31 protein-coding genes and 2 tRNA genes are annotated in these 25780 nt (G+C 65.7%); 21 read left to right on the forward strand and 12 right to left on the reverse strand.

Annotated elements, in window-relative coordinates:
* Positions 1 to 29: 29 nt before the first annotated feature.
* The 8 genes from ACIBHY_RS20055 (at position 30) to ACIBHY_RS20090 (ending at position 5661) form a co-directional block, all read left to right on the forward strand.
* The gene (locus ACIBHY_RS20055; protein WP_397307392.1) at positions 30 to 437 is read left to right on the forward strand and encodes a plasmid replication, integration and excision activator; all 408 of its coding nucleotides are present in this window, start codon (positions 30 to 32) and stop codon (positions 435 to 437) included.
* A complete protein-coding gene (locus ACIBHY_RS20060; protein ID WP_397307393.1) occupies positions 434 to 691 on the forward strand; it encodes a hypothetical protein in 258 nt (85 codons plus the stop codon). Before ACIBHY_RS20055 ends, ACIBHY_RS20060 begins: the two co-directional genes overlap by 4 nt.
* Entirely contained in the window at positions 688 to 975 is a 288-nt protein-coding gene (locus tag ACIBHY_RS20065) for a hypothetical protein (RefSeq protein WP_397307394.1), read from the forward strand. Before ACIBHY_RS20060 ends, ACIBHY_RS20065 begins: the two co-directional genes overlap by 4 nt.
* 85 nt (positions 976 to 1060) lie before the next feature.
* Positions 1061 to 2467 (forward strand): FtsK/SpoIIIE domain-containing protein, encoded by a 1407-nt coding sequence (locus tag ACIBHY_RS20070; protein ID WP_397307395.1) that lies wholly within the window; start codon positions 1061 to 1063, stop codon positions 2465 to 2467.
* Positions 2464 to 2613, forward strand: a complete 150-nt coding sequence (locus tag ACIBHY_RS20075) for a hypothetical protein (RefSeq protein WP_397307396.1) — start codon at positions 2464 to 2466, stop codon at positions 2611 to 2613. The genes ACIBHY_RS20070 and ACIBHY_RS20075 overlap by 4 nt, the downstream gene beginning before the upstream one ends.
* Complete coding sequence (locus ACIBHY_RS20080) at positions 2565 to 4133, forward strand: replication initiator (RefSeq protein WP_397307397.1); 1569 nt, start codon at positions 2565 to 2567, stop codon at positions 4131 to 4133. Before ACIBHY_RS20075 ends, ACIBHY_RS20080 begins: the two co-directional genes overlap by 49 nt.
* On the forward strand, positions 4130 to 4309 hold the full coding sequence (locus ACIBHY_RS20085; RefSeq protein WP_157248516.1) for a helix-turn-helix domain-containing protein: 180 nt from the start codon (positions 4130 to 4132) through the stop codon (positions 4307 to 4309). The genes ACIBHY_RS20080 and ACIBHY_RS20085 overlap by 4 nt, the downstream gene beginning before the upstream one ends.
* Complete coding sequence (locus ACIBHY_RS20090) at positions 4306 to 5661, forward strand: tyrosine-type recombinase/integrase (RefSeq protein ID WP_397307398.1); 1356 nt, start codon at positions 4306 to 4308, stop codon at positions 5659 to 5661. Before ACIBHY_RS20085 ends, ACIBHY_RS20090 begins: the two co-directional genes overlap by 4 nt.
* A gap of 72 nt (positions 5662 to 5733) precedes the next feature.
* Here the strand turns inward: ACIBHY_RS20090 and ACIBHY_RS20095 are convergent.
* Positions 5734 to 5823: transfer RNA gene (locus tag ACIBHY_RS20095), tRNA-Ser, on the reverse strand.
* Between the two features lie 132 nt (positions 5824 to 5955).
* Positions 5956 to 6516, reverse strand: a complete 561-nt coding sequence (locus ACIBHY_RS20100; RefSeq protein WP_397110381.1) for a YceI family protein — start codon at positions 6514 to 6516, stop codon at positions 5956 to 5958.
* 107 nt (positions 6517 to 6623) lie between these two features.
* Between ACIBHY_RS20100 and ACIBHY_RS20105 the strand changes: the two genes are divergently transcribed.
* Entirely contained in the window at positions 6624 to 7121 is a 498-nt protein-coding gene (locus tag ACIBHY_RS20105) for a MarR family winged helix-turn-helix transcriptional regulator (protein ID WP_379615512.1), read from the forward strand.
* Here the strand turns inward: ACIBHY_RS20105 and ACIBHY_RS20110 are convergent.
* Positions 7075 to 7584, reverse strand: a complete 510-nt coding sequence (locus tag ACIBHY_RS20110; RefSeq protein ID WP_397247141.1) for a SigE family RNA polymerase sigma factor — start codon at positions 7582 to 7584, stop codon at positions 7075 to 7077. The genes ACIBHY_RS20105 and ACIBHY_RS20110 overlap by 47 nt on opposite strands.
* Positions 7585 to 7778: 194 nt before the next feature.
* On the opposite strand from ACIBHY_RS20110, the gene ACIBHY_RS20115 reads away from it, so the two are divergent.
* Positions 7779 to 8732 (forward strand): hypothetical protein, encoded by a 954-nt coding sequence (locus ACIBHY_RS20115; protein ID WP_397307399.1) that lies wholly within the window; start codon positions 7779 to 7781, stop codon positions 8730 to 8732.
* A gap of 6 nt (positions 8733 to 8738) precedes the next feature.
* Complete coding sequence (locus ACIBHY_RS20120; protein ID WP_397307400.1) at positions 8739 to 9521, forward strand: MauE/DoxX family redox-associated membrane protein; 783 nt, start codon at positions 8739 to 8741, stop codon at positions 9519 to 9521.
* Between the two features lie 103 nt (positions 9522 to 9624).
* On the opposite strand, the gene ACIBHY_RS20125 is transcribed toward ACIBHY_RS20120, so the two are convergent.
* Positions 9625 to 10806: an AAA family ATPase gene (locus ACIBHY_RS20125; protein ID WP_397247147.1), complete on the reverse strand. Its 1182-nt coding sequence runs from the start codon at positions 10804 to 10806 to the stop codon at positions 9625 to 9627.
* A 272-nt stretch (positions 10807 to 11078) separates the two neighbouring features.
* Between ACIBHY_RS20125 and ACIBHY_RS20130 the strand changes: the two genes are divergently transcribed.
* From ACIBHY_RS20130 to ACIBHY_RS20140, 3 genes are read left to right on the forward strand one after another with little or no spacing between them, the layout of a single operon-like run.
* A complete protein-coding gene (locus ACIBHY_RS20130) occupies positions 11079 to 11534 on the forward strand; it encodes a MaoC family dehydratase (RefSeq protein ID WP_397247149.1) in 456 nt (151 codons plus the stop codon).
* 39 nt (positions 11535 to 11573) lie between these two features.
* Positions 11574 to 12050 carry a SigE family RNA polymerase sigma factor gene (locus ACIBHY_RS20135; protein ID WP_184958952.1) on the forward strand — a complete coding sequence of 159 codons (477 nt, stop codon included), beginning with the start codon at positions 11574 to 11576 and terminating at the stop codon, positions 12048 to 12050.
* Positions 12047 to 13276 (forward strand): hypothetical protein, encoded by a 1230-nt coding sequence (locus ACIBHY_RS20140; RefSeq protein WP_397307401.1) that lies wholly within the window; start codon positions 12047 to 12049, stop codon positions 13274 to 13276. The genes ACIBHY_RS20135 and ACIBHY_RS20140 overlap by 4 nt, the downstream gene beginning before the upstream one ends.
* 3 nt (positions 13277 to 13279) lie before the next feature.
* On the opposite strand, the gene ACIBHY_RS20145 is transcribed toward ACIBHY_RS20140, so the two are convergent.
* Positions 13280 to 13912 carry a response regulator gene (locus ACIBHY_RS20145; protein ID WP_397307402.1) on the reverse strand — a complete coding sequence of 211 codons (633 nt, stop codon included), beginning with the start codon at positions 13910 to 13912 and terminating at the stop codon, positions 13280 to 13282.
* The gene (locus ACIBHY_RS20150) at positions 13909 to 15036 is read right to left on the reverse strand and encodes a sensor histidine kinase (protein ID WP_397307403.1); all 1128 of its coding nucleotides are present in this window, start codon (positions 15034 to 15036) and stop codon (positions 13909 to 13911) included. The genes ACIBHY_RS20145 and ACIBHY_RS20150 overlap by 4 nt, the downstream gene beginning before the upstream one ends.
* 144 nt (positions 15037 to 15180) lie before the next feature.
* On the opposite strand from ACIBHY_RS20150, the gene ACIBHY_RS20155 reads away from it, so the two are divergent.
* Positions 15181 to 15256: transfer RNA gene (locus ACIBHY_RS20155), tRNA-Arg, on the forward strand.
* On the opposite strand, the gene ACIBHY_RS20160 is transcribed toward ACIBHY_RS20155, so the two are convergent.
* The 3 genes from ACIBHY_RS20160 to ACIBHY_RS20170 are packed head-to-tail and all read right to left on the reverse strand — an operon-like array spanning position 15212 to position 17303.
* Positions 15212 to 15652 carry a DUF2637 domain-containing protein gene (locus ACIBHY_RS20160; RefSeq protein WP_397307458.1) on the reverse strand — a complete coding sequence of 147 codons (441 nt, stop codon included), beginning with the start codon at positions 15650 to 15652 and terminating at the stop codon, positions 15212 to 15214. The genes ACIBHY_RS20155 and ACIBHY_RS20160 overlap by 45 nt on opposite strands.
* A 15-nt stretch (positions 15653 to 15667) precedes the next feature.
* Positions 15668 to 16981: an FtsK/SpoIIIE domain-containing protein gene (locus tag ACIBHY_RS20165; RefSeq protein WP_397307404.1), complete on the reverse strand. Its 1314-nt coding sequence runs from the start codon at positions 16979 to 16981 to the stop codon at positions 15668 to 15670.
* A complete protein-coding gene (locus ACIBHY_RS20170; RefSeq protein WP_397307405.1) occupies positions 16974 to 17303 on the reverse strand; it encodes a hypothetical protein in 330 nt (109 codons plus the stop codon). The genes ACIBHY_RS20165 and ACIBHY_RS20170 overlap by 8 nt, the downstream gene beginning before the upstream one ends.
* A gap of 95 nt (positions 17304 to 17398) precedes the next feature.
* Here ACIBHY_RS20170 and ACIBHY_RS20175 point away from each other — a divergent pair, with 95 nt between their 5' ends.
* The 4 genes from ACIBHY_RS20175 to ACIBHY_RS20190 all read left to right on the forward strand — a co-directional run bounded on the left by ACIBHY_RS20175 (position 17399) and on the right by ACIBHY_RS20190 (position 19947).
* The gene (locus ACIBHY_RS20175) at positions 17399 to 17731 is read left to right on the forward strand and encodes a GntR family transcriptional regulator (RefSeq protein ID WP_397247161.1); all 333 of its coding nucleotides are present in this window, start codon (positions 17399 to 17401) and stop codon (positions 17729 to 17731) included.
* Between the two features lie 500 nt (positions 17732 to 18231).
* Positions 18232 to 18966: a helix-turn-helix domain-containing protein gene (locus ACIBHY_RS20180; protein WP_397307406.1), complete on the forward strand. Its 735-nt coding sequence runs from the start codon at positions 18232 to 18234 to the stop codon at positions 18964 to 18966.
* A gap of 3 nt (positions 18967 to 18969) precedes the next feature.
* Positions 18970 to 19446, forward strand: a complete 477-nt coding sequence (locus ACIBHY_RS20185; RefSeq protein WP_397307407.1) for an NUDIX hydrolase — start codon at positions 18970 to 18972, stop codon at positions 19444 to 19446.
* 90 nt (positions 19447 to 19536) lie between these two features.
* Positions 19537 to 19947 (forward strand): hypothetical protein, encoded by a 411-nt coding sequence (locus tag ACIBHY_RS20190; RefSeq protein ID WP_397307408.1) that lies wholly within the window; start codon positions 19537 to 19539, stop codon positions 19945 to 19947.
* Here ACIBHY_RS20190 and ACIBHY_RS20195 read toward each other — a convergent pair.
* From ACIBHY_RS20195 to ACIBHY_RS20205, 3 genes are all read right to left on the reverse strand, one after another.
* A complete protein-coding gene (locus tag ACIBHY_RS20195) occupies positions 19944 to 20495 on the reverse strand; it encodes an HD domain-containing protein (protein WP_397307409.1) in 552 nt (183 codons plus the stop codon). The genes ACIBHY_RS20190 and ACIBHY_RS20195 overlap by 4 nt on opposite strands.
* A gap of 78 nt (positions 20496 to 20573) precedes the next feature.
* On the reverse strand, positions 20574 to 21035 hold the full coding sequence (locus ACIBHY_RS20200) for a GntR family transcriptional regulator (RefSeq protein ID WP_397307410.1): 462 nt from the start codon (positions 21033 to 21035) through the stop codon (positions 20574 to 20576).
* A 6-nt stretch (positions 21036 to 21041) separates the two neighbouring features.
* Positions 21042 to 21332 carry a hypothetical protein gene (locus ACIBHY_RS20205; RefSeq protein ID WP_397307411.1) on the reverse strand — a complete coding sequence of 97 codons (291 nt, stop codon included), beginning with the start codon at positions 21330 to 21332 and terminating at the stop codon, positions 21042 to 21044.
* Positions 21333 to 22478: 1146 nt separating this feature from the next.
* Here ACIBHY_RS20205 and ACIBHY_RS20210 point away from each other — a divergent pair.
* Entirely contained in the window at positions 22479 to 23213 is a 735-nt protein-coding gene (locus ACIBHY_RS20210) for a helix-turn-helix domain-containing protein (protein ID WP_397307412.1), read from the forward strand.
* Between the two features lie 219 nt (positions 23214 to 23432).
* A complete protein-coding gene (locus ACIBHY_RS20215; RefSeq protein ID WP_397307413.1) occupies positions 23433 to 25724 on the forward strand; it encodes a restriction endonuclease in 2292 nt (763 codons plus the stop codon).
* The last annotated feature ends 56 nt before the right edge of the window (positions 25725 to 25780 follow it).

Here is a 25780-nt window from a genome sequence, read left to right on the forward strand (position 1 = left end):
GAGGGGTAGACGAAGGAGGTGAGGCCACCATGGCACTCCAAGGACCCATCCCGGTCACGTTCGGCATGGTCTTCCCGCACGGCTGCTACGTCGTGGGGGAGGTCGAGCCGGTCAAGGACTTCGACGCCTCGACCAGCGGCCGTTTCGTCCAGGCCCGCGACAAGCAGACCCGTGAGCTGGTCTGGCAGGTCTCGGTGATGGACGCCGACCCCACGGTCAAGGCCGCGCAGAAGACCGTGTCGGTCAAGATCCTCAGCCCGGCTCAGCCGGTACCCCCGCCGCCGATGCCGGGCCTGCCGTTCACGCCGGTCGAGTTCGACCACGTCACCGCCACGCCGTACGTGAACGGCAGCGGCCGACTGGCGTACTCGATCAAGGTCCGCGAGATGCACGCGCCCCGCACCGCGAACAAGCCGGTCGCCAAGGACGCGGCATGAGCAGGCGACAGGCTCTCCCGACGAGCGTGATCACCCTCAACACCCGCGACGGCGCGAGCGCCGACAACCACGTCTACCCGCTACGAACCCCGATCCTCGGGCTGACCTTCGGCCTGGTCCAGGTCCAGATCACCACGTCTTCCCCCGCCCGCGTCACCGTCGCCGACGTCGAGTTCGCCCGCCAACTCGCCGCCCAGACGCACGCCTTCGCCCGAGCCGTCGAACGCGCCTACCGCAGAGGAGTAGCAGCGTGACCGACCACGACCCGTACACCTACATCAGCGTGGCCCTCACCCCGAAAGAGGACCCCTCCGTCACCGTCTCGTTCCACGACGCCGAGATGTGGATCCGCGCGACCGTGCTCGCCGATCGCCGGCCGCTGCTCCACCTGTCGTGCGGCAAGGCGAGCGTCTCCCTCTCGACCACCGGCGCCGGTCCCGTCAACGAGGCCGACGTCGCGACCGCCCGCACCCTCTTCGAGGCCGCGAAGCAGTACCTCACCGACTGCGAGCGCCTGCACGCCGAACAGGCCGCCTGATGCGCGGCGGGGCCGCTGGAAGCTGCAACTTCCGGCGGCCCCTTGATCTTCCCTACACGCGAATGTCCGGAAGGACTCCACCCTAATGTTCAAGAAGATGCCCGGCGAAGAGCCGCATCGCATCGTCTCCACGACCCCGGACACGGCCGTCGTCTTCCAACCGGCCGTCGTCAAAACCCCCGCGATCATCACCTTCGTCATCTTCGGCTGGCGCGCAGTCTCCAGCCTCGCCCGCACGGCTTTCCGCCACCCCGCCGTGGTCCTCGCCGTTGTCGTCCCTGCCGTCCTGTCGATCCTGTACGGCTGGCGCATCGCCGTACTACTCGTCACCCCGATCCCCGTAGGACTGCTCACCTGGAGCCTGATCGACCGATCCACATTCGCGCGCTGGGTCGGCTGGCGACTGCTGGCCTGGTGGCGCCTGATCTGGATCTACCGTCGTCACTGGCAACCCGTAATGATCATCTCCGGTCTCGGCAGACACATCCGCGGCCGCGACTACCTGCCCAGGCTCGGCAAGGTCACGTGTACATCGTGGGCCGACCTGATCACCGTCCACATGCTCAACGGCCAAGCCGTCAAGGACTGGGCCGACCGCACCGACAACCTCGCCCAGGGCTTCGGCGCGAGCACCTGCCGCGTCTCCAGGATCAAGGGTGGGCGGCTGCTACTCACCTTCCCCCGACTCGACCCACTGGCGAACCCGCTGTCCGCCATACCCATGCCCGAACAGCCCACAGTCGGCCCGATCGAGGTCGGCAAGCAGGAGGATGGGCGGCCCTGGTTCCTCAAGGTCCACGGAACCCACGTTCTGATCGCCGGTGCGACCGGGGCAGGCAAGGGTTCGGTCCTGTGGTCCACGATCCGGGGCCTACTCCCGGCCGTGCGAGCCGGACTCGTCGAACTGTGGGCGCTCGACCCCAAGCTCATGGAGCTGTCCTTCGGCCGCGAGATCTTCAGCCGCTACGCCGCCGACCCCGCCGAGTGCGCCGACCTGCTCGACGAAGCGGTCAACCGGATGCAGAAGCGCGCGACCCGCTACGCCGGTGAACGGCGCTCCCACATCCCGACCGTGGCCGACCCCTTCGTCCTGGTGCTCGTCGACGAGGTGGCGTTCCTGACCGCCTACCAGGCCGACAAAGACCTCAAGCGGCGCATCTCCGCCGCCCTGGCCACCCTCACGACCCAGGGCCGCGCGGTCGGCTTCGGCGTCATGGCCGCTCTTCAGGACCCGCGCAAAGAGGTCATGAACGTCCGCAACCTCTTCCCCGACAAGATCGCCCTTCGCCTCGACGAATCCGAACAGGTGGACATGGTCCTCGGTGACGGTGCCCGCGACCGGGGCGCGCTGGCCGACCAGATCTCCCCGAACCCCGAACTGGGCGCCGGCGTCGGCTACGTCCGCCTGGAAACCAGCCCCGACCCGATCCGCGTCCGCGCCGCGTTCGTCTCCGACACCGACATCCGCGCCATGGCCGGTGAGGCCCCATGACGCTCGCACACTTCCTCGACGGCCTGCGCTGCGCCTGCTGCGGCCAGCTCAACGCCCTCTGGCTCGACCCCGTCCGCGCCTCGGTCGAGTGCCGCGAATGCGGTCAGGCCGCGCTCATCGTCCTCGACGAAGGGAGGCCCGTATGACACCACGCCCCGTGCGAATCACTCAGCCTCTGGCCCGCGCAGTGGCCGAAGAGGTCGCCAAGCTCAACGGCGTCTGCATCCGCCCGATCGCCCTCAAACGCCTCGACACCCGCAACGGCAAGCAAGAGATCATCGACGTCCCGTGCGGTGCCGCGCTGGAAAGCAAGTGCCCGCCCTGCGCCAAGCGCAACCGGCAGCTTCGGATGGCCCAGTGCCGTGAGGGCTGGCACCTCGCCGAAGAACCCGTCACCAGTGAGACAACCGAAGAACAGCGCTGGCTGGTCGAGTTCCGCGCCGACATGCAAGCCCAGCGCGACGCGGCGGCACAGGCCGACCAGGACACCGCCGACCTGGACACCATCCTCGACGGACTCGACGAGGAGATCCGCACCGCAGGGATGCGCGGCTCAGTCCTCGGTCGCACTGCTCCCAAACGAACCCGCTCGACGAAGCGGCGGCAGGACGCCCCGGACCTGCCCAAGCGCCGCATGGTCAAGACCACGCTCGGCCGTACCTTCGAAGCGCCCGACGGGAACGTCTACCGGCCGTCGCTGTTCGTCACCCTGACCCTCCCGTCCTACGGGAAGATCCGCAACGGCGCTCCGGGAGATCCGGACGCCTACGACTACCGGCGCGCGGCCCGCGACGCCCTGCACTTCTCCAAGCTCGTAGACCGCTTCGTCCAGAACCTCCGGCGCGTGGCCGGCTACGACGTCCAGTACTTCGCCACCGTCGAACCCCAAAAGCGCCTCGCCCCGCACCTGCACATGGCCATCCGGGGCACCCTGCCGCGCGCCGAGATCAAGCAGATAGCCGCGGCGACCTACCACCAAGTGTGGTGGCCACAAGCCGACGAAGTCCGCTTCGACGCCGACCACCTGCCCGTCTGGGAAGACGGCTACCTCGACCCCTCAACCGGCGAGTACCTGCCCACGTGGGACGAGGCCCTCGACGACCTGGGCGACGAGCCCATGCACGTGATCCGCTTCGGCGACCAGGTGGACGTCAAGGGCGTGCTCTCCGGCACCCCGGACGCCGACCAGTGCATCCGCTACCTGTCCAAGTACCTCACGAAGTCACTCGGTGAAGACTTCGCGGGACGACAGGACCACGTGGACCGCTTCGTCGCCGCCCTGCGCTACGAACCGTGCTCGCCCATCTGCCCCAACTGGCTCCGCTACGGCGTCCAGCCCAAGAACGCCCGGCAGGGGATGCTTCCCGGCCACTGCCGTTCCAAGGCGCACAAGCCGGACCACCTCGGCTACGCCGGCCGCCGTGTCCTGGTCTCCCGCAAGTGGTCGAACAAGACCCTGGCCGACCACAAGATGGACCGCCGCACCTGGGCACTGGAAGCCCTGGGCCAGCAAGACGAGCCGACCGAACCCCATCGCTACATCTGGCGCCCGGTCAAACCCGGCGACCCAGACCTCGCCCCGCTCGGCCTGCGCCTGCTGCGCAGCATCGCCCGCCGCCAACAGCAACGCGCGGAACTTTCGGCAACCGAAGGGGAGGCGGCATGAAGCTCTTCTATCGCCCCAAGGAAGCCGCCGCGGTCCTCGGCATGAGCCGGACGGCGATCTTCCGCCTCCTCAGCTCCGGTGACCTGCGCTCGATCAAGCACGACGGTTACCGCCTCATCCCCGCGAACGCGCTCATCGAGTTCGCCGAGTCCCTCGAATCCAAGGAGGTCGCATGATGGCCAAGAAGCCGGACGGCCGTTCCTCGATCTACTTCGGCAATGACGGGTACTGGCACGGCTGGGTGACGGTGGGCACGAAGCCGGATGGCTCTCCCGACCGCCGCCACCGGATGGCGAAGACCGAACCCGAGGTGACCCGCAAAGTCGCCGAACTGGAGACCCAGCGCGACACCGGCCAGGTGACCAAGTCCGGCAAGGTCCCGACGCTGGCCGTGTGGATGGGGGAGTTCCTCGATGTGATCTGCGAACGCCTGGTGGCCTCCAACAAGATGGCGCCCCGCACCCTGGACGACTACCGGTCGAAGAACCGCCACTGGATCGTCCCGCTTCTGGGTCGCCATCGGTTGAACCGGCTCGAAGCCGAGCACCTCGACAAGGCGTACACGATCATGCTGGAACGCGGGCTGGCGCCGGCGACCGTGCTGAAGATCCACCGCATCCTCTCCAGAGCGCTCAAGCTCGCTCTGAGGCGCGGCAAGATCACGCGCAATGTCGCGACTCTCCTTGACGCACCGACCGCGGAAGAGAGTGAGATAGAGCCCCTGTCGCGTGATGAAGCGCGCCACATCCTCGACGTCGCGAAGAGCAGGCGGAACGGCGCGCGTTGGTCCGTGGCGCTGGCGTTGGGCATTCGGCAGGGCGAGGCTCTGGGGCTGCGCTGGTCGTTCGTTGATCTGGAGACCGGGGAGATCCGGGCCTGGTTCCAGGTGCAGCGGCGCCCGTGGCTGCACGGCTGTGACGACCCGCAGAAGTGCGGCGAGAAGTGGCACCGTCGGCCCTGCAAGAAGCGCTGCCCCATCCACAAGCATCGCCCGACCTGCAAGCCGGACTGCGCCCAGTCCGGTCACACCTGCTACAAGCGACCGTGCCAGAAGGATTGCGCGGCACACGCGGACAAGTGCCCCTCGCGCAGGGGCGGCGGCATCGTGTTCCGGCAACGCAAGGGCAGGCGCAAGCTGACCCTCCAGTGCCCGGCCGCGCTCCTGGAAGTGCTCCGCGAACACCACGCCACGCAGCTCAAGGAACGTGAGGTGGCCGGCGACCGTTGGACCGACCTGGATCTCGTGTTCCCGACCAGGTACGGCGGGCCGGTCGAGCGCACGGAGGACTGGAAGACCTGGAAGGCCATTCTCAAGGAAGCCAAGGTGAGGGACGTCCGGGTCCATGACGCTCGCCACACCGCCGCGACACTCCTGATCGAACAGGGTGTGCACATCCGCGTCGTCCAAGAGGTCCTCGGCCACACACGCGTGACCACCACGGAGCGGTACACCCACGTGGCAAGCCCGCTGATGCGCGACGCAGGGGAGCGCCTGGCGTCGGCCCTCTGGGGAGACAGTTGCAACTAGGTCTGCAACTACGACAGGTTCAGAAGATCAAAAAGGCCCTCCCTCGGTGATCGAGGAAGGGCCTCTCATCTGCGGAGGCTCGGGGATTTGAACCCCGGATGGGCGGTAAACCCAAACCGCATTAGCAGTGCGGCGCCATAGACCTGACTAGGCGAAGCCTCCCGGTAGCCACGTGGCTTCCGACAGCGTACCGGCCTTCTGTCGAGGCAGCAAAGCGGTTACGCAACGCATGTTGTCCACCGCCTGTGGATAACCCTGTCCACACCTGTGGACAGGGTCGCAAGGCGCATGGATTCAGGCCGGGTTGGCCTCGCCCTCGATCTCGATCTTGACCTTCTTGCCCACCAGCACGCCGCCCGTCTCCAGTGCCTGGTTCCAGGTCAGGCCGAAGGTCTCGCGGTCGAACTCGGCGCTGATGCTGAAGGCCCACACCTGCTGGCCCCACGGGTTGGTGCCGGCGCCGTTGTACTCGACCTTGAGCTCGATCTCCTTGGTCACGTCGCGGATCGTCAGGTCGCCGACGACGGTGAACTCCTCGCCGGAGTGCCCGGTCACGCGCGTGGTCCGGAAGGTGAGCTCGGGGAACTTCTCGGCGGAGAGGAAGTCCTCGCTGCGCAGGTGGCCGTCGCGGTCGGGCTGGCCGGTGGTGATGCTGGCGGTCTTGATGGTGATCTCGGCCGTGGAATCGAGCGGGTTCTCCGCGATCGTGACCGAGCCGTCGAAGTCGGCGAACTGGCCGCGTACCTTGCTGACCATCATGTGCTTGGCCGTGAAGCCGACGTTGGTGTGGGCGGCGTCGAGCTTGTAGGTGCCGGCGGTGGGGATGTCCAGGCCGTCCCAGGTACGAGTGCTCATCGGGGTCTCCTTGAAATCAGGCTTGAAGGTCAGGGCAGTGCAGATGCTTGCGGCAACAAATGTCTACACGAGGAATATTCCTCGCGTCAACTATCGTCAGATACAGTATGAGCGTGAGCCCCTTTGACGACCCCCGCCTTACGGCCATGGGCCTGATCGCCGAGGTCCATGCCGGCCTGTCCGCACGGATGAACCCGGTCTTCCAGGCGGCTGGGCTGTCCTGGATCGACTTCGAGACGCTGATCAGGCTGTCGCGGTCACCCGAGCAGCGCCTGCGTATGACCGACCTGGCGGCACAGACCGGTTTGTCCACGAGTGGGGTGACCCGCGTGGTGGACCGGCTGGAGCGTGAGAGCCTGGTCGCGCGGATGGCGTGCCCGACCGATCGGCGGGCGTCCTACGCGGTGCTGACCGACGCGGGGCGTGAGCGGCTGAGCGACGTGCTGCCGCGGCACCTCGCCGACATCGACGACTGCTACACCACTCTTCTCGACGACGACGAGCGCGCGACCTTTCTCTCCGCCCTGCGCAAAATGCGCGATGTCGTACGGCCCGGCGCTACGGCTGGGGCGGCGGCTGAGCGGGAATGCACAACTCCAGCCTGAGCTTGGCCATCGCCCGTGAGACGGTGCTCTTGACCGTCCCCACGCTGATCCCGAGCACTCTGGCGATGTCCGGCTCGCTCATGTCCTCGTAGTACCGCAGCACGATCGCCTCGCGCATCCGCGCGGGCAGCTGGTCAAGCGCCTGTTCGAGTCGCACGTGGACCTCGCCGCAGACCTCGGTCTCGGAGAAGGTCTCCGGCAGTTCGTCGGAGGGGTACTCCTCCAGCTTCCGCCGCCGCCACTGGGAGATGTTGATGTTGACCATGGCCCGCCGTACGTAGCCGTCGAGCGAGCCGCGGTCCTGGATGCGGTCCCACGCCAGGTACGTCTTGGCCAGCGCGCTCTGCAGCAGATCCTCGGCGTCGCAGGCGTGCCCGGTGAGCTGGTGGGCGGTGCGCAGGAGGGCGGGACCGCGAGACGTCACGTACTCGCGGAACTCCTCTTCCCGGCTGGCAGTCTGCATCGTGGCCAGAATCGCAGGGTGAGGGCCTGTTCGGGCTGAACCGGAATTCAGGATTCGGTCTACCAAACATAAAGGTCGGGACATGCCGGTGGCAGTTTGTTCGACACCGGGTGTCTCCACCTTCCCCCGGGGTTGCGTATTTTGCTCTCATCTGGGGTGTCCGGTGCCTGCCGTACCGGATCTCGTGTGAGGCTATGCGCGTGGGGTTTCCGAGTGTTGAGCGGCGCAGAGCGCTCGCCGCGGCCGCGTTGGGCCGGGAGGCGGGCGTGCCGGGCCCGGATCCCGGGGACGGCGCGCCGTTAACCGCCGTGGCCGGCGAGATCCTCGACGTGAGCCCGCATCTGATCATCATCGAGACCGTGGACGGCGAGGAAGAGCGGCTGGTCATCGCGCCGTGGGCGACGGCGTGGCGGGGCGGCGACGTCGCGCCGGCCGATCTGCCCGTGGGCGGCCGGGTCATGCTGCGCGCGCTGCGCGACGGCCGGGTCGTCGAACGCATCTGGGGGGATGTGACCCGGATGACCGGCACCATCGTCTCCATCGACGGCCGCAAGGACCTGTCCGTCGAGCTCGACTGCGGCTCCCATCGCGGCCACCGCACCATCGTCATCCCGTATCGCACCACCGGGCGGTTGCGGGTACGGCATCCGCAGTTCGAGCCCGGCTACCTCTTCGACGCCATCGGCATCAGGGACCAGGGCGAGAGCCACGCCCTGCTGCCCGCCACCTCGCAGCCCGCCTACCCGGCCAGATCCGTGCCGTCGCCGCCGCCTGCCTACGCCGGGCAGCAGCCGCGCATCTCGGGCACCGCGACCTGGGCCGACGTCTTCGACGAGGACGAGCGGGGCGCGGCCTATCCCATGCTGGAGCGTTCCGACGCCGGGTGCCCGGATTCGGCGGTGTCCTGCGTCGGCCTGCCGTACCTGGCGATCGGATCGTTGTTGCAGGTCAAGAACCTGTGTACGACACGCAGCGCGAACGTGCCGATCGTGGCGTGCGGCTGCTTGGCCGGTCGCTTCTGTGACCGGTGTGTGGAGTGCGGCACCTCTCCGCGGGGGCGGATCACCGAGCTGTCGCCCTCGTCCTTCGTGGAACTGGGGGGCGAACTGACCAAGGGCTGCTTCAATGCCCAGATCGGATTGGGGTGACCGCACATGCTCGAATCGCAGCTGCCGGTGCTGATCGTCCTCCTCGTTTTGGGTACGGTCGCCAAACTCGCCACGGTGTTCACCGGAGGCGAACCCGGCGCCCTCAGCCGCCTCGGTCCCGCCGTCCTGGTCCCCGACAAGCTGCAGGCCCCCGCACTGGTGTGCTGCGCGGTCGGTGAGCTGGTGCTGGTGACCGGTCTGGTGCTGACCACGCACCCGTTGTTCCGCTGGGGAACGGTGCTCTTCTTCGCGCTGTCCACCTACGTGCTCATGGAACTGCGCAGGCGCCGCCCCGACGCGGGATGCGGCTGTTTCGGCGAGGTCAGCTCGGCGCCGGTGGGCCGCCGCTCGATCGGGCGCACGCTCGTGCTGACCGGGATGGCACTGGTGTCGGTATGGGCGCCGGTGCCCGGCTGGGTGGCCTTCACGAACCCTTCGTGGTTCCTCCTCGTGGGGGTGGCGGTGCTGGCCGTGCTCTCGCCCGAGATCGAGGAGGCGGTCGACCGGATCCGGTATCGGGCGCCGTGCGAGCAGCGTCCCGCGCCGCAGGAGAGCCACACGCTCGCGCGGCTGCGCGCCAGCGGCGCCTGGCGTGCCCACCGCGACGGGCTCGTCGCGGCGGAGCCGTACGACAGCTGGCGTGAGCTTTGCTGGCGTTTCTTCGCCTTCCAGAACCAGGCGGGCGACGACGTGGTCTTCGCCGTCTACCTCAGCGGACGCCGGCCTGCCGTGCGCATGGCAGTGGTCAGCACGGATTCCATGCCGGAATATACGCCGGTCTCGGCCTGACGCTAGACCGTCCTATAGAGCGGTAGGACGGCATGACGATGTGGCTCTATTGGGTTGTCTAGCTTCCCCACTAGACAACCCAATAGAGGACTAGGAGTGCCGATTAGATCGGTTGTGCACGTAGGAACCTCCCGAAATGCGGCACTGTGAACGCGATCTGACCGCGTTCGGCGCTGTAGATGAGACCCTTCTTGATCAAACTGTCGCGGGCCGGTGACAGGCTGGACGGCTTGCGGCCCAGGGCGTCGGCCACGTCGGAGGTGGCCACCGGCTCGTCGCCGATCTGGGCCATCGCATGCATGTAGTCGCGCTCGGCCGGCGTCGCCCGCTCGTACCGGCTGCCGAAGAAGCCCACCGCGAGCTCCTCCTCCGCCTCCGGCGCCGCGACCTTGACGTCGTCGGCGGTGATCGGGCTGCGCGGCGCGAGGTCCCACGCCACCTTGCCGTAGGCCTGCACGAAGTAGGGGTAGCCGTCGGCCGCCTCGTAGAGCGCGTCGAGCGCGTCCTGGGTGAACTCCACCTCTTCCTCCCGGGCGGGGAGGATCAGCGCCAGATCGGCGGCATCACGGTCGAGCTTGTCGATGCGGGCATAGCGGAAGAGCCGCTCGGAGTAGCTCTTGCTGGCCGACAGGACGCTCGGCAGGTGCGGCAGCCCGGCGCCGACCACGATCAGCGGCCCGCCGGTCTGCGACAGCTCGTGGCAGGCGGCGCACAGGGCGGAGATGTCGGCGGCCTGCACGTCCTGCATCTCGTCGATGAACAACGCGACGCCGACGCCGAGGTCGGTGGCGACGCCTGCCGCGTCGACGAACAGCTCGGTGAGGTCGATCTCCAGGTCGCCGGAGTCGGCCCGCCCGCGGCTGGCCGGCACCTCGATGCCGGGCGACCAGTGGGAGGTGCCCTTGGCGGCGGCCGGGTCGCGCATCGCGAACGCCTTGAGCACGCCGAGGAACTCCTCGATGCGCTCGGGCGCGCGGTGGCGCGGCGCCAGCTCGCGGATCGCCATGTGCAGGGCGGCGGAGACGGGGCGGCGGATCGACTGGTCGGGCCTGGCCTCGATCTTGCCGGTGCCCCACAGCCGCTGCATCGCCATGGACTTGAAGGTGTTGAGCAGGACGGTCTTGCCCACGCCGCGCAGCCCGGTGACGACCATGCTGCGCTCGGGGCGGCCGCGGGCCACTCGCTCCAGCACCACCTCGAACTGCTGCAGCTCTCGATCACGGCCGGCCAGCTCCGGGGGACGCTGTCCGGCACCGGGGGCGTAGGGATTGCGCACGGGGTCCACGCTCTCGGACTTTATTGCCGGGTATAGCGGTCGTCGTAGATTTGGGAAGAAACAGCTACGGCGTGTCTGGACGAGCATGGCACCCCCTCTCACCTGGCCGAACCCGTGTTCGATTCGATACCCAGAACTGTAGCGCGCACTCGAACACCTGCGCGATGCTTTCGAGTAAAGATCTTCGCAATACCACCCCCGACGCAAGGAAGTACTCACCCGCGAGCCAGCAAGTGGTTGAACTTGGCAGCCGCGCCGACCGCCCAATAGCGTTCCGACCCATGCGGACCTTCGCGAACCTTCAGGAGCTCAAGGCGAGCGCCGGCGAGATCTTCGGCCCGACCGAGTGGCGCACCGTCACCCAGGAGCAGGTCAACCTCTTCGCCGACGCCACCGACGACCACCAGTGGATCCACGTCGACGTCGACCGGGCCAAGCAGAGCCCGTTCGGCGGCACGATCGCCCACGGCTACCTCAGCCTGTCGATGCTGCCGTCGTTCCTGGAGGAACTGGTCGAGGTCCAGAGCATCGCGATGGCGGTCAACTTCGGCCTGAACAAGGTCCGCTTCCCCAAGCCCATCCCGGTCGGCTCGCGTGTTCGCGCCACGGCCGAGCTGGCCGCGGTCAAGGGCAGCCCCGCCGGCCAGCTCACCACGCTGAAGGTCACGATCGAGGTCGAGGGCGAGCGCCGCCCGGCCTGCACCGCCGAAGTGCTCTTCCTGTACGTCCCCGAATAGCCGTGCAACAGAAGCGCCCGGCCGCCGCTCCTTGGATACGTGGACCACACAGCTGATTTCGACGAGTTCGTCCGAGCGAGGGGGGACGCCCTCCTCCGGTACGGCTATGTGCTGTCCGGAAACTCGGAGGACGCGGCGGATCTTGTCCAGGAGGCACTGGCGCGCCTGGGTGACGCCTGGCATCGCGTGCAGAACAAACAGAACCCCGAGGGGTACGTTCGCACGACGATGACCAGGCTGCACATCAGCGCCTGGCGTCGGCGGCACAGGGAGGACCTTGTCGCCGACGTACCGGAAGAGGGCAGGTCTGACAGGTACGGCGACGCCGACCTGTGGGCCGAGCTCCAGGAGCTGCCGCGCAAGCAACGAGCCGTGCTCGTGTTGCGCTACTACGAGGACCTCGCCGACGCCGAGATCGCCGAGATCATGGGCGTCTCGCGGGGGACCGTACGCAGTCAGGCGGCCCGCGCCCTGGACAAGCTCCGCATCAAGCGAGTGCTTCAGGAGGCGCGATGAGAAGCGAAGAAGACCTGGTGCGGACGCTGCGAGCGGCCGCCGACCAGGCCAAGCCCCTGCCGGGCGGACTGACGGAAGCCGTGGTGGCACGCCGCCGCGGGCACAAAAAGGCGCAGTGGGCGCGGATGGCGCTGGCCGCCGCGGCGGTCGTCGTCCTTGCCGGAGGTACGGCTTTCGCCCTGTCCAGCGGGGGCGGACAGGCCGGACCGGCGACCCAGGTCACCGTGACCAGCACAACGGAGCCGGTCGCACACGTCACCGAGGCCTGGCCGGAGGCGATCGCGAAGGTCCCGCGGGTAGCGTCCAACGGGTGGAAGTACCGCCCGGTCGCCGCGATCGGCCCGGCGGAGATCCTGCTGGCCGCGGACCAGTCGTTCGAGAAGGCCGGCCGCGTGGCCGTCTACGACATGGCGAGCAAGGCCACACACGATCTGGGCGCGGTGCCCGACCCCAGGCGCGGATACTTCGTCCAGGACTGGGCGGGCGACGACAAGCATGTCGTCTGGTACGGCGAAACGCCCAACAACAAGGACATCTGGGCTGACATCTGGGTCATGCCGCGCACCGGCGGCGAGGCCCGCCGACTCACGGAGCTGACCGGCGACCAGGCGCAGATCGAGGTACTGAACGTCACCGCCGACCACGTCGTGTGGTCGGTACGCAAGGGCGGCGTCTACCGGATCCCGCTGACCGGCGGCGAACCGGAGAAGATCCAGGGCACCGACGACCTCCACCTGAACGCCTGGCCATGGGCGTTCGCCTTCGGCCCCGGCAAGCAGAGCGAACGCAACCAGACCCGGCTGGTCAACCTGGAGACCGGCGACTCCACGGACGTCTCTCTGCTGGAGGGGGACGAGGGCGTCATCTGCAACGAGTACAAGTGCGTCGGAACCCAGGACGGCGGGATGTTCTCGCAGGGCCCCCAAGGCGACTCGCGGAACCTCCTCCCGGAAGGGGTGAGCCTGCACACGGCAGAGGAACGGCTGCAGGACGACGTCATCAACGCCATGGGCGGCTCGAAGCTGCCGCTGGCCTACGACCTCAGGACCGAGCGGCTGGTCTCCTTCGGCAAGGAGGGGCTCGGCTACTGGAACCTGCCAGGCATCCTCGCCTGGGACGACGACGCCGAGGGCGTCCAGAAGTGCGTGAACAACTCGTGCACGACCGAAGAGAAGGGCGGCGGCAAGGAACTGACCGTCGTCAACCTGAAAGCCATCCGTAGATGATCATTAAGCGCCCTCCGAGTAGTAGATCGCCGCCTGTACGCGGCTGCGCAGCCCGAGCTTGCTGAGCACCCGGCTGACATGGGTTTTCGTGGTCGCCTCTGCCATATCAAGCTCCTTGGCGATCTCGGCGTTGGACAGACCGCGCGCCACGCAGGCCAGCACCTCCCGCTCGCGTGGCGTCAGGTTCTCCAGTTCCTGGGGCGCCCGCCGTTCCGGCTGCTGGGCGAACGCGGAGATCAACCTGCGCGTCACCGACGGCGAGATCAGCCCGTCACCCCTCGCGACCAGCCGCACCGCGGCCACCAGCGCGTCGGCGTCGGTGTTCTTCAGCAGAAACCCCACCGCGCCGGCCCGCAGCGCCCCGAAGACATACTCGTCGAGGTCGAACGTGGTCAGGATCAGCACGTCACTGACCCCGGCCAGTTCGCGGGCCGCGGAGATCCCGTCCATCCGCGGCATGCGTACATCCATCAGCACCACGTCCGGCCGCAGCTCCCGCGCCATCGCCACGGCCTCCACGCCGTCGGCCGCCTGACCGACCACCTCGATGTCGTCGGTGCCGCCGAGGATCAGCACGATCCCCGCCCGGACCGCCGCGTGATCGTCGGCCACCAGCACCCTGATGCCGCCGCTCATCCAGCCTCCTCCGCCGTGGGCAGTCTCACCTGTACGCGCCATCCGTCGGCACGCGGACCCGCCTCGATCTCCCCGCCCACCAGCGCGGCACGCTCGGACATCCCCACCATCCCGGCCCCGGACCCCGGCAACCGCGCCTTGCGCCCGTTGACCGGATTGTCGACGGTCAACACCACATGCCTCGCCTGATAGACAACGCGCACGGAAGTCGGCTGATCGCCATGCTTGAGGGCGTTCGTCAGCGCTTCCTGAAGAATCCGGTACCCCGCCAGATCCACCGAGGCGGGCAACTCCCGAGGCTCCCCGACGATCTCCAGCTCGGCCGCCATGCCCGCCTGCCGCGACCGCTCGACCAGGCTCTCCGCGTCGGCCAGCCGCAACCGCATCGCCTCGGTCTCCTCGCCTTCCTGCCGGAGGAGCCCGATCATGGTGCGCATCTCGTCCAGGCCCTTCACGCTGTTCTCCCGGACCGACTCCATGATCGTGTGGATCGTCTCCGCGTCGAGATCCCGGCGCGACAACGCCGCCGTGGACTGGATCGCGATGGCGCTGAAATGGTTGGCGATCATGTCGTGCAGCTCGCGCGCCATCCGGTTGCGCTCGGCCGAGATCGCCGCCTGCCGATCGAGCTCGACCAGCCGTACCACCTCCTCGGCCCTGGCCCGCTCGGCCGCCGCCAGATCACGCTGCTGCCGCAACACCATGGCCGTCGTCACCGGGATGACCAGCAGCAGCCCGAGCTGGATCGAGATCACCACCAGCTGCCAGAGGTTGTCGACGAAGAACCCCGCGCCCAGCCCGGCGGTGATGGCGATGCTCGCCGTGATGCCCAGCAGCCAGCGCGCCAGACGCGCCGGCCCGTAGAGCGCGGCCGAGTACAGATTGTCGGTGAACACCAGCACGGTCCCCAGCGAAGGCCCGACAAAGATGTCGATCCCCACCCCGACGAGCCCGAGCCCCAGCGACCAGATCGGCGCACGCGTCCGCACCACGACCCCGGCACACACGAAGGCCAACGGCACGAACAGCAGCCACGTGGAGCCCCGCTGGAAGTGCGCACCCCCGGCGATCAGCGCCGCGCCCATGGCGAAGGCCAGGACCGCCCCGAGTGCCGCACGCTTCATTGCCCTATCTCATCACTCTCGCTCGCCCCTTCCCTCCTTCGCCCGGCCAACCTGTGGATACACACTTCGATGTATCCACAGGGCAGAATCGACCATCCGGTTCTGGGCACCCCGCTGGGTCCGCTATGCTTTCTTACGAAGCAGGCGGCCGTAGCTCAATGGATAGAGCATCTGACTACGGATCAGAAGGTTGGGGTTTCGAGTACCTCCGGCCGCACCACAGCTCAAAGGCCCTCCGGGATCGTCCCTGAGGGCCTTTTTCGATCTTGTACAGCTGGGTTGTACAGCTACGGGGTCTGCAGGCTGTCGTTGAGCTTGTCGAGCGCCTTGCGGGTCTCTGGGGATGGGACCTGAGGTTGGCGGCCAGGCTCAGGACGAGGGTGGGCCAGGAGGCGGGGCCGCGCCGTACACGGTGATGGTGTTTGTCGCGTTGGCGTTCGCGGGCGGCCATGACGCAGGTGAGGTCGACGCAGATGGCGACGGCCCAGGACATCCAGCCGGGTTGGCCGTGTTCGGTGGCGGTGTCGCGGATGTGGGTGAACGATCCGGCGCCGGCGATGGCGGCCAGGACGATGATGGGTCCGGTGTCGAGGAGCCAGGTAGCCAGGCGTCGCATCGTTGTATCCCCCTTTCAGACGGCGATCGGGTGGCGGGTCAGGTCGGTCCAGGACGGGGTCAGGTGGGCGTGCTGCTTGGCGGCCTGTTCGACGGTGCGCTCGTCGATGAGGTACGAGCGGGCGCGGTACCAGTGGCCGTCTTGTCCGGCGACGATGGCGACGCCGGGTTGTTCGGCGGGGATGGCGCGGGCCGAGACGAGGGCAGCGGGGTCGAGGTCGCCGAGGGTCATGGTGGCGGTTTCCGGGTCGTTGACGCGGTGACATATGCGGCCTGAGCACTGGGCTCTGAGCGCTGTCACTCCGGGGCCGAGGTCGGAGCCGATGCGCTGGCCGCAGCAGAACAGGTAGAGGCCGAAGGCGCGGCCGAGCTGGGCTATGCGGAGGAGGGCTGTCGAGGTGGCGGCGATCTCGTTCTTTTCGGATTTGTCGGCCATCAGGTACAGCTCGGCGATCTCGTCTATGAAGATCACGATGGGGGTCGGGCGTTCTGTGGGTGGGAGTTGCCAGATGTTGCGGGCTCCTGCGGTACGGCACCGCCCCATGCGGGCGATCATCAGGGCGATGAGGTCAGTGAGCAGGTCGGTGGATTCGGCTCGGCTGGTAGCGAGGGCGGACAGGCGGGACGCGTAGGGGGTGAATTCGACGCCGCCTTTCAGGTCGAAGCCGATCAGGGCGACGGGTTGCGGGGCGAGGCCCGCGAGGACGGCGTTGGCGAGGTTGGATTTGCCGGATTGGGTGGCGCCGGCGGTGAGCCAGTGGGGGACGGTGCGGAAGTCGATGGTCCAGGGCTGGCCGGTTTCGAGGCAGCCGACGGTGACCTTGAGGAGGTCGTCTGAGGCGGGGAGTTGGTCGATCGTTGCCAGGGGGTCGGTCAGGGTGACGTGGAGGACGATTCGGCCGGGACGGGGTGAGGAGACGCGGACCGCGTGGACGCCCCAGGAGCGGGCTAACGCCTCTGCGGCTTCTGAGTAGTTGGTGGGGGTCTGGCCCTCCAGGGTGTGGAGGGTGACGCGCCAGCCGTACCGCGTGGGGAGCGGGAGCCAGATGAACGGTTTGGTGTCTACGGCGACGCGTTGGAAGCGGCGCTTGGCCTTGACGATGCCGGTGGAGGCGATGGCGCCGGGGACCGTTGTGAACCACCACTGCTGGCGCTTCTTCGTCAGGCCGCAGCCGAGGGCTACGCGGCGCCAGGTGAGGCGGACGCTCAGGGCGGTGAGGGGGTAGCCGATGATCCACCAGAACGAGCGCGGGTGGAGGGCTCGCCAGGCCCACAGGATTCCGGTTGCCGCCGAGATGGCGATCAGGGTGAGGGTGAAGGTGTCAGGCATGGGTGGCCTCGATGGTTGAGGCCTTGTAGCTGATGCCCCAGCGGGTCTGGCCGCCCTGGGCGATCTCCCAGACGTAGCCGAGCAGGTCGCGCGGGGTGACGTCCTGGCCCTGGGTGATGGCGGGTTCGCCGGTGGTGTTGACCTTGACGAGTTCGATGCGGCCGAGGGTGTCCTCTGCCATGAGGATCGTCTCGTAGAGCGTGTTGCCTTCCTTGTCGGTCTTGATCTGGCCTGTGTCCTTGCTGACGAGGCGGGGGCGTGGGGTTTTGGCGCAGGTGAAGGTCAGGCGGGCGGTGTCTACGGGGATCGGGATGGTACGCATCGAGTGCCTCCTATCCGTCATAGCCAACATAGTTAACCTAGTTGGCTCGGTTGTCAACGTTGGCGTGGGTGACTTGGTGTGGTGAGATTGGGGCGATGGTCAAGCACACCGGGCGGCCGGGATATCTACAGATCGCCGATGATCTGCGGGAGCAGATTCGCGGTGGCGCTCTTGCGCCTGGGGCGCCGTTGCCTTCTACGGCTCAGCTTGCCGAGCAGTACGACGCTTCGCTGTCGGTGGTGAAGATGGCGGTCGGGTTGCTGCGCAACGAGGGGCTCGTGATCGGGCAGCAGGGGAAGGGCGTCTACGTCCGGGATCTCGACTCGGTGCCGGCCGTGGATTTGGCGGCTGAAGTCAGCGAGTTGCGTAGTGCGGTGCGAGATCTAGGGGAACGTCTCGCTCGGGTAGAGAAGAAGCTGCGGAGTTAGCGCCTCTGGCGTAGCAGCCGGTCACCATGCGGGTCATCGAGTTGGCCGCGGTCGCTGGTCGGTGGCGGAGGCTCATGGCCTTGTCTTCGCGGCGGATGTTGATGACCAGGGTGGCGAAGCCGTACGCGAGTGCGATGCCGATGACGGCGGCGGCGATCAGTGGGATCCAGGTCATGGCTGAGGCTCCTTACGAGGGTTTCGGGGTGGGCGGTTCTTGCGGCGGCGGGCGGCTCGGCGCTGGTTCGCGGCTTGTCTTCTGTGCCAGCGCTCGCGGTTGCGGCATTTGGTGCAGAGCGTCTGGCCTGGTTCGAGGGCGGCGGCGCATGCGCAGGTCTGGGGATCGTTCATAGGCATTCCTCCTTCGGTTGCGGGCTTGTGGAGCTTGTGCAACCGAGGATGCGCCGGGTGATCGGGACGGGATCACTACACGACGGGACATGTTCAAGACGTCCCGCTTACGATGGCCAGGTCCCCGGACGTCCCCCATGTGGGCAGGTGAGATGGCGAACGAGCGACTGCGGGCTGCGCTGCTGGCCAAGGGTGTGGGCGTGGGTGACCTGGCTGAGGCGATTCAGGTCGATCCCAAAACCGTGGAGCGGTGGGTCACCAAAGATCGTGAGCCGTATCGGAAGCATCGTTACGCTGCGGCTTCTTACCTTGGGGTGGATGAGAGCTATCTCTGGCCCAAGGCGTTGTCGCGGGAGCAGGTGGCGTCGGCGTCCGAGAGTGAGATCGTCACCGTGCATCCGCACCGCTGGGCCGTACCTCGGGACGCTTGGGGACATCTCTTCGAGAAGGCGTCCCAGGAGATCGGGATCCTGGTCTACAGCGGGACGTTCATCCATGACGACAAGGGGCTGATGCGGCTGCTGGCCGATCGGGCGGGGGCCGGGGTGCGGGTTCGGATCTTGCTGGGTGAGCCGGAGAGTGCCGAGGTCGCTCAGCGCGGGATCGATGAGAACATCGGTGACGCGATGCGCGATCGGTGCAAGCAGGCCATCACGTACTTCCGCAACCTGGTGCCCGGGGCTGAGATTCGGCTGCATCGGACTGTGCTGTACAACTCGATCTTCCGCGGCGACGATCAGCTTCTCGTCAACACTCACGCGTACGGCCAACCCGCCGGCGACGCGCCCGTCATGCATCTGCGCAGGGTGGCAGGTGGGGACATGGTGGGGCTGTATCTGGGGAGCTTCGAGAAGACGTGGGACGGGGCGGTCCCGCTAGAGTCCTGACCCATGGCTACGCGGATCGACTACTTCGACGACCCCGACGCGCCCGCGGCCAACAGCCTGGTGCCGTCCGTGAACGTCATGGTCACCAATGTCGAGGGTGCGCTGTTGATGATCCGGCGCAGCGACAACGACAACTGGGCCGTCCCTGGCGGCGCCATCGATCTCGGGGAGTCGATTCCGGACGCCGCAATCAGGGAGACGCTGGAGGAGACCGGGATCACCTGTGAGATCACCGGGATCTCGGGGACGTACAGCGATCCGCGGCATGTGATCCTCTACACCTCAAACGGTGAAGCTCGGCAAGAGTTCTCCCTCGTGCTCACCGGCCGCGCCGTCAGCGGAACGCCCACGCCGAGTGACGAGTCGCGCGAGGTCCGATGGGTGCCACGGGACCAGGTGTCGACGCTGTCCATGGACCGCTCGATGCGGATACGGATTGAGCACTTCCTGGCGGAGACGGCGTTGCCGTACATTGGCTGATCTTGGCGATGGCGGACCGGAGAGGCGGTCGGCGTGCAGGGATGGTGGCCGAACCTACTGCAAGGCGCTTTCTCCTCGATCATCGGTGGCGTGGCGGCGGCGCTCACCGCGTGGGGTGTCGTGGTGGCGAGCCGCCGGCACGACCAGCGGACCCTTCTGGAGGTCGAAGCCCGCGGCGCGGCGATCGAACTCTTCGTGATGCTAGGGACGCTTGACATCAAGCTGACGCAAGCTCTCGACAGTGGCGTTCCTCTGGGCAACGTCACGAACGACCGTGAATGGATCGTCAACGCGCTCAAGGTCGAGGTCGCCATGTTCACCCTGGGGCGGGACGTTGGCCGGCAGTTCTCCCGGGAAATCGGTGAACTACGTCGCGCCCTGGAGTTGGCGGAAGGCCAGCAGCTTCCTCACGAAGATCTCTTACACGCGGCCTCGGCTGCGCTCCAGAACCTCACCGATCACCTGGCGAACTGGATGATGAAGGGTCGGCACCTCGCTTAGTCCTGGGCCGCCAGGGATACGTTGATCGCTTGGACGGCAGCTCGGATGCATGGCGTCGAGGCGGCAATGGAGCGCGTCACCAGATGGTCGGGACCGTAGCGTGAGTGGATCTCAGTAAGGCGTTCCTCGACATCGAGATGCTGGCCGTCCGGTCCTGTCGTCATATCGCTGTAGGTGAGCGCGTCCATCAGGTGGGGACGTTCCTTGTCGAACTCGCTGGTCAGCGCATCGAAAAGTGAGCGCTCAAGGGCCTCGTTGACGGCGCAGGAGTGGTGGGCGACCAGTCGGCAGAGTGTCTCGTCGGCCTTGTGGACATCACGCAGATATCGGGCACCGTCGAGAGGGTGGAAGCCGGTGTCCACAAGCTGTGGAGAGTATCCGATGTCGTGGAGGTAGGCCGCGGCCACGAGGGTGTCCGCATCGGCGCCCAGGATCGGGGCGAGGGTCTCGGCGCGCTTGCCGACGCCTTGCGTGTGTGCCCATCTGCGCGGCAGGGGCTCTTCCAACAGTCGTTTGGCCAGGTCATAGGCCCAGGCAACTTGTCCCACGCGGTTCACGATAAGCGGGGGACCCTGACCGAGGGCTAGAGGAAGAGGTGAGACGTCCCTGGACGTCTCACCTGAAAGTCACTTCTGCCCGAGGAATCGCCCCCTCCCCTGTCGTGCGTGGATAAGACCTTCTTGCTCCAGTACGGCCAGCGCACGCCGTACCGTGTTGCGCGACGCCGCGTACCGGCACCGAAGGGTGCGTTCGCTGGGCACCTCAGCCAGCTCACCCCGCTTGATCGCGTCCCGCAGGTCGCCGGCGATGACCTCATAGCGGTAGGACATGCTCTCGTCGCGGCCGCCGGTCACCACGCGGCCCTTGGAGGGGACGGTGACGATCAAGCCCTCCCTCTCCAGGATCGCCAGGCCGCGCCGTACCGTGTTGCGCGCGACCCGAAACTCACGCCCCAGCTCAGCCTCGGATGGCAGGAGGCTGTCTACCGGATAGACGCCGGTGGAGATCCGTGTTCGCAGGCGCGCGGCGATCTGGGGATAGACGCGGTTGCCGGTCAGCCAGGAGCCGTCCTCATCGGCGTTGGACATGCTGGCTCATGGTGCTGGATCGGTGCCGGCGAGGGCTGCGTCCCACGCTTCTTGGGGGATCGGCGGGAAGCTCAGTACGGTACCGACGAACCTGTTGAGCGAGGAGAGCGTGCCTCCTGTGCGCTCCCAGCGGCGCATAGTTTCGCACCAGTGGGCGTTGTTGTAGTTGCGTTGGAAGTTCTCAACGGCCCATTCAGGCAACGCATCGACGTCGACGGCGAAGGGGGCGAAGGGGGCGAAGAAGGGGATCTGGTCGGCTACGGCCTGGTTCCACGCTTCGTCAGGGATCGGGGACACACCCACACGTTCTAGGGCGATGTTGACCTGGCCATGATCGAGACCGTTGCAGGCGAGGAGCCGTACATGGTTTGCCAGTACGGCTCAAACCAGGCATCTGGAAACAGAGACGCCGGTTGCTGGTCCTCAGTGGCCATGGACCTACTCCTTGATACAGCGGGCGGAGACGAAGACATGTACCTTGACCTGGATTGACGTTTCGACAATGCCGCGGGGCCCTCGGGGTCTGGGAGCCGTCACCCGAAGGCCCCGCGCGTTCCCTGGCATGGGCCTGGACCAGGGGATGGCGCGACTGCCGCAGAGACCCAGTCGCGCGAGGTTGTAGCCCCGCTTCGGGGAGGGAGCGTCCTTCCGAAGCGGGGGTTGCACGGGGTGCGTACTCAGTCATTGGAGGTACGCACCCGTTCCTGGCCGAGTCCGCCGCGCTCCCTCCCGTTTGCACGGACGCGGCGGCGCACGCCGGGAAGTACCCGAGGTCGCTACCAGAGGGGCGGGTAGCAGGTACCGCAGCGGATGTCACCGCAGTGGTTGAGGCAGTACCGCAGACCGCACCAGTGAACGGCCTCGCACACGTGCCGCGGGCTGGGAACGACCCGAGCGCCAGGCGAGATCTTGATCGGCCGGTCGTCGAACGCGCACGAGGCGGTGAGGCCGCCGGGCATCGTCATCGCGGCACCGCCTCTTGACCGTAGGCGTGCACCGGGGTTCACTGGCGGGCGCGCAGCTCGTTGTAGCGCGCAACGAGCTTGGTCGCGGCTGCGCTCGGGGTGTCAGCGGGAGCGTGGTCCCAGATCGGAACAGCTCCTCGCGCGCCGGTGATCCACGAGAAGAGCAGACCGTCGCAACTGACGAGCAAACCCGCCCCAAAGTGTGACCCACGCCCGCCCCTGGAAGAACGGCTGAAGGTCAGCAGCCACGTCCCGACCGGCGAGTTCGGCGACCAGGAGCCGCGCCGCTTCGTGCGGAAGGACGCGGCTCCGGCATAGGCAGGGGCTTCGCTCATGATCAGGCCCTTCGGTGACGGATGTCGTGCGAACGAGCTTCGTTCGCGGCCATCAACATCGGCACCGCATCTCTGGGACGTCTAGGGACGTCTTGTGTTACCGTCCGCGTAGGAGCGCCAGCCGCATGGGAGGAAACACCCCCGTGAACGACTACCTTCGTGCCGCCTTGGCCCACGCCCGGTTGCAGCCTCTCGACCTGGCAGCCCGTCTCGGCGTCGACCCGAAAACCGTCAGCCGGTGGCTACACGGCCGCATCCCCTACCCTCGCCACCGTGCGGCCGTGGCCGACTGCCTCCAGGTCGACGAGATCGACCTCTGGCCCGAGGCCACCGACGTTCACCAAGTGATCAGCCACGAGGTCCGCGGCATCTACCCACACCGCTGGGCCGTCCCGAACGCAGCCTGGCGAGCCCTCCTCGCCGGGGCCACCAGAGAGATCGACATCCTCACCTACAGCGGGCTGTTCCTGGCCGAGGACGCCGGACTCATGAGCCTGATCGCCGAACGTGGCCGCGCCGGCGTACAACTCCGCATCCTGCTTGGCGACCCCGACAGCCCCGAGGTCGCAGCCCGAGGCGTCGACGAGGGGATCGGTGCCGACATCATGGCCGCCCGCGTCCGAAACGCCCTCACCCTATTCAGCCCACTCCAGAAGATCCCGAGCGCGGAGATCCGCCTCCACCGCACGGTCCTCTACAACTCGATCTACCGAGCCGACGACGACCTGTACGTCAACACCCACGCCTACGGCACCAAAGCTCCAGACGCACCCGTCATCCGCCTCCACCACGCCATCCCCAACGGCACAACAGCCACCTACCTCACCAGCCTGGAACGCACCTGGAGAACAGCCAGGCCGATACGCAGCACCTCCTGAGCCACGAGAGCCAAATATCTCTACGTCAATCAAGGCCGCCCGCCTGCGGCGGCCGGTGCGCGTCGGGGCGGTCGCTGGCCGCGCTGCGGCTCTTCGGCCGGTCGCGGTCAGCGCCGCCCACGCGCAATCTTTAGGAGACTTCCTCTCAAACTTTCACTTCACCTCTACGATAGATCTCACCCGTCCACGTGTGCCTGGACCAAGATCCCTGGAGAATAGTTGGACGCTTTCGACATCGGCCGACTCACCGATTTTGATTTTGAAGAAGTATGCAAGAGTCTATTTGAGTACCAGCTAAATCTCCCCCTGGAGATCTTCTCTCAAGGGAAGGACAAGGGAGTGGATCTTCGTCATCTTGGGTCGATCTCCGATCGTGCGATCATAGTCCAATGCAAACACTGGGCAAGGTCCAAGCGCACAACCCTGATTAAGCACATTCAAGAAGTTGAACTTCCCAAAGTACGTCGATTGAATCCCGCGAGATACATATTGGCCACATCGACTGAGCTGACTGTCGATGCCAAGGATAAGCTCGCTAACATCCTGGCTCCCTATTCAGCGCCGGGAGACATATTCGGGCTCAATGATATCCAAGCACTTCTAAAGTCTAATCCTCGAATCGTTGAAAGCCATGTTCGCCTCTGGCTTAGCAGCGCAGCGGTGCTGAGCTCTCTGCTCAATAGAGGCCTACTGGCGCGTTCGGCGTGGCTCAGGGAAGAAATCAATGAATCTATCAAAACCTATGTCCCTAGCGAGTCTTTCTCGGAAGCGGAAGAGCTATTGAGCGAGGAACATGTATGCATCATCTCAGGGAACCCAGGAGCCGGGAAAACTACACTCGCTCAAGTTCTGGCTGCCACCTATGCTAGCCGGAGCTTCGATGTCATTGACATTTCGGAAGACATTCATGAGATCAACTCCGTATGGAACGATGATGTTCCGCAATTCTTCTACTATGATGACTTTCTAGGCCAGTCGAGTCTCGACGATAAGCTGGGAAAAAACGAGGACGGCAGACTATTGTCCGCTCTTAAGCGAATTCAGAAGTCGAACAACAAGCGCATAGTGCTAACAACTCGCGAATATATCCTGAGGCAGGCGCAGCAGCGATACGAGCGCCTGAGTCGCTACGATCTATCACCTCTTGTATGTGTAGTCGACCTTGACCGAACCTCACCCGCTGCCCGTGGAAGTATCCTCTATAATCACATATACTTCTCCAATCTCCAGGCTCGACAGATAGCTGAATTCGCAGATCGTGATATCTTCGGAAAGATAGTTTCCCATAAGAGCTTCAATCCTCGCATTATATCTTTCATTCTTGCCAAGGTAGCTCCGCAGGAGGATCCTTCCATATCAATTGCTGACGATGTCCTCGCACACCTGGATCATCCCGCGAGCCTTTGGGAGCATATTGTTGAAAATCAGCTCGACGAATTTGCTGTCGACCTTCTCTTGGTGCTCCTGACCTTCGGTCCGGGGGGTGCGCTTGTCGAAGACATCAAAGGCGCACTGCGTGAATACTGCAGTAACATCGGAAGTCCGTGGAGTGTGAGCCGATTCCGACGGTCGATAGATCTTCTTGAGGAAACGATGCTCAAGATAAATATCACACCCGACGGCCCGCTCCTTAGATTCCACAATCCATCTATTCGCGATTACCTAGTAATGCATCTCGGAAAACTTCCGGAAACGGTTTCACATCTATTCCAGGCATCCGCTCATTTCGAGCAGATATACAATCTCTGGAAAATCGGCGGACGTTGGATGGGTACGCCCCTCCCATCTCGACTGTATCATCATTCCAATGATATATCAGATGCAATCATCAGGACCCTTGATTCTTCGCTAGCATACGACCCTCAATACCTCCTGGGGCGCAAGAGGATCGTGGATCGCTTTAGGCGGCTAACCGAGGCGCTCAATATGTCAAACGCGCTTAAGCTAGTCAATGTTGGATCGTTCTTGAAGCAATACCTGGAGCAGCATCCAGTCAATAGCATCGACCCGCACACTGACTGGTGTCCTCCCATGGTAAAAGCCTTGTGGGCGTCGAATGATCCGCAGCTTCAGGACCTAAAGGAGCCTGTTCTTGAGCGAGTTATCGAGATGGAGTTGGAGGGCATCGAGGACTGGGAGTCCGCACGACTGACTCTTGGAATTCTAGAGGAATATGGTGATCTTGTTCCCTATGATGCGCTCGAATTTATTCACGAAGAGATCAGAAGATACATCAAAGAGTGCTTCGGATATATAGAGGAATTTGGCACCTTTGAGGGTGAGTACACGCTCGAAACTGTAGAGGATATTCTGGAATATGCCAAGGGTCAAATTGGTACGGATAGCTTCGAGGTAGTTGAGAGTGCAGTCCGGAGGTATCGTCTTGCAAATTCTCTTGATGTGCCAGACCTTGCAGTTTCGGGACAACTGCCGTTGTTTGATTTAGAGAACACTGAGAGTGAGTCCGAAGGGATGCGAAGGGCCATAGCTGCGCTAGCTGAACGGGAATGAACAGCAAACTGAGAGCGATCAGGCAATTTGAGTTAGCGGGTACTTGTCGATTCTGA

It is taken from the genome of Nonomuraea sp. NPDC050547 (genome assembly GCF_044457345.1).
In the GTDB taxonomy this organism is placed as follows: Bacteria; Actinomycetota; Actinomycetes; order Streptosporangiales; family Streptosporangiaceae; genus Nonomuraea.